2 protein-coding genes and 1 pseudogene are annotated in these 2,262 nt (G+C 63.3%); all 3 read right to left on the bottom strand.

Annotation, left to right across the window (positions count from 1 at the left end; genetic code table 11):
• Positions 1-282: pseudogene (locus MOV75_RS35240) on the bottom strand (type IV secretion system protein VirB10); the annotation flags it as partial.
• An 11-nt stretch (positions 283-293) separates the two neighbouring features.
• On the bottom strand, positions 294-1,145 hold the full coding sequence (gene virB9, locus MOV75_RS35235) for a P-type conjugative transfer protein VirB9 (protein WP_247007647.1): 852 nt from the start codon (positions 1,143-1,145) through the stop codon (positions 294-296).
• Positions 1,142-1,813, bottom strand: coding sequence for a virB8 family protein (locus MOV75_RS35230; protein ID WP_247007646.1), 672 nt, complete (start codon positions 1,811-1,813; stop codon positions 1,142-1,144). The genes virB9 and MOV75_RS35230 overlap by 4 nt, the downstream gene beginning before the upstream one ends.
• Between the last annotated feature and the right edge of the window lie 449 nt (positions 1,814-2,262).

Raw genomic sequence — 2,262 nt, 5'->3', positions numbered from 1 at the left:
GACTGCGACAGGCGCCGCTCCAATTGAGGCCGTGGTAACAGGCGCGGCCGGCGCTTCCGGGAGGGGCTCGAAGGCCGCTGCTTGGCGGATCACCAGCTTCCGCGCGGAATCGCTAACCGGCTTATCGCCTTTCCAGGTGCCCCAGATGATCAGGGCGGCAAAGGCGGTGAGCGCCAGCGCACCGAAGCCGCGTTTGAGCATCGCCGTTCGACCATTGTCGCCTCCGCCCACGGGCGTAATGCCGCGGTCGCCGGCGATCGTCTCATCTTGATGTTCGGTCATATCGCCCTCGCCTATCGCGGCCTTGGGGTTAGTGGTGATTTCTTCGCCCGCCGCTCAATCGACGGGCTTGTGGTATTGGTGCCTGGATTAATCCCCACCGCGTCGAATGCTTCGTTGAAAATGCAAAGCACGTTTTCACCTTTGCGCAGCCGGAACTCCCGCGCCGTGGCATGAACCACCACGAGCTCCCCGCGGACGTCTTTTGGCACGAGGCTTTCCGAGCCGTCGGAGTTGATCAGATAGATCGCGGGGACTTCGCGGTTGCCTGCGAAGCGGAACGTGGTCTCCTTGCCGTCGTCGAAAACGGCTTCGGGCTCGAGGTCGATCGATCCCTGCGCCGAAAAGCGCCAGTTGCGGGCGCCATAGGCGTGATGCAGGTCGAAGGTCTGGTCGATCAGCGCGCCTTCCCGCTCGGCGCCGCGGGTCGCCGCCTCCGCACGTCGACGCTCGATCTCGTCGCCGGGATAGGCGAAGCGGACGACGAAGTAACTGTCCGCGAGCGTCGTCTCGGCGATCGACAGCTCGAATTGATACGAGCGCTTGCGACCATCCGGGCGCGTGGTGACAACCTGCAGATTGGTCGGAGGATGTTTCTCGCGGGGTTTAAGGAACAGGATTGAGCCCGCCGGTGCGACCTCCCATGCAATCGCGTCGCCGATCGCGACATGCGCGACCTCCTCATCGTCCGCAAACAATACTTGGGTCGATGCCCGAATCACGCCGTTGACCCGGACGACGTTGGCCGGATCGTAGGTCACGGTTCTCACGCGCGCGTCATGTTGTCCGGGTGACGGCTGTTGTAGCGCCAGAACCGGCTCCGCGAATCCCAGGACAAAGGTCATCAAGAGAACGAAAGACTTCATGGCACGACCTCCGGATCGGCGCGGTATTCCGAGACCAGAAAGCCGAGGGGATTGATGAGTCGGTCGGCGGAGGACATTGGCGCGTTGGCATAGGAAAACGTCAGCGTGGACACCCAATGGGTGATGCGGGTTTCCTCGCCCTTGCGGCTCTCCTTCAGGAAGCGCACGGACGCCACATTGTCGGCCAGGAGCGAGATCGCCTTGATCCGCACGGTCGCAACCCCGAAACGGCCTTGAACGACTTGCGGGCTTTCGGGATTGGAGCCGCGGTACCATGCTGCGAAACGAGCCTGTTCGCCCTGCCCCGAGAGTAGCGAAATGGTGCGGAAGTTGGTTTCGGCCTCCGGATAGCTGTAACCTTCGCGCGCGCGGACGTAGCGTCCAAGAAAATATTTGGTGACGGCTTCATCATAGCGCGCCGGCGTCGAATTGAGGGCGGAGACGGTGTCCACAATGCCGGTGGCATTATCGACCCGGATGACGTACGGCTCGACCGTCTTTAGCGGCGCAAGTGCTGCGACCGCGCCAACCGAGGCGACCGCCAACGCGCAGGCGCCCGCGGCAATCACCCATGCCGTTCGCCGCGAGCGATGCGCCGACAGCAACAGATCCTGTTCCCATCGCCGCGCATTATCGAAATAAGCTTTCAGGTCATCATTACCGACCATCTCACGCCACCTTGCCGCAAGCGCGGTAAGAGGCTGCAACGGCGGCCTGGCGGTCTGATGCAGCGAGTTTCGTGGAAGGCACTCCCGGGCTGGTCTCGCCTTTGCGGATAACTGGTGCCGGCGCGGACGGCGGGATCGGCGGCTCTGGCGTGGCCAGCGGCGCCCCGGTCTCCCAATCCCAAAGCGAACGATTGAGCGGCCGCCGGGCCTGGCCATCACATGACGGCGGTCCCTTTGACCAGCTAGCGCAGCCGCCAAGCTGAAATCCGATTACGCAGATGATGAATAGTCGACGCCACATCGTTCTGATGCCCCTGTCTGTCTTTCCCGTCTGTTGCCGACGATGACTGCTTACGCGGCCGTGGTTCCCGTCGATCCCGTTCGCCGCATACTGCCGCCTTGCCGGCTCGCTCGTAGTGCAGCGAGACCGCGGCCGGCCGACCAGCGCG

Origin of the sequence: Bradyrhizobium sp. PRIMUS42, assembly GCF_023006515.1 — a bacterium.
GTDB lineage: Bacteria > Pseudomonadota > Alphaproteobacteria > Rhizobiales > Xanthobacteraceae > Bradyrhizobium.
Note: the sequence above shows the minus strand (reverse complement) of the source record. Positions and strands in the feature narration are given on the sequence as shown.

Bases quoted from the DNA above. Each gene is read 5' to 3' on its own strand.
- MOV75_RS35230 (WP_247007646.1), bottom strand. From the start codon at position 1,813: ATGGTCGGTAATGATGACCTGAAAGCTTATTTCGATAATGCGCGGCGA.
- virB9 (WP_247007647.1), bottom strand. From the start codon at position 1,145: ATGAAGTCTTTCGTTCTCTTGATGACCTTTGTCCTGGGATTCGCGGAG.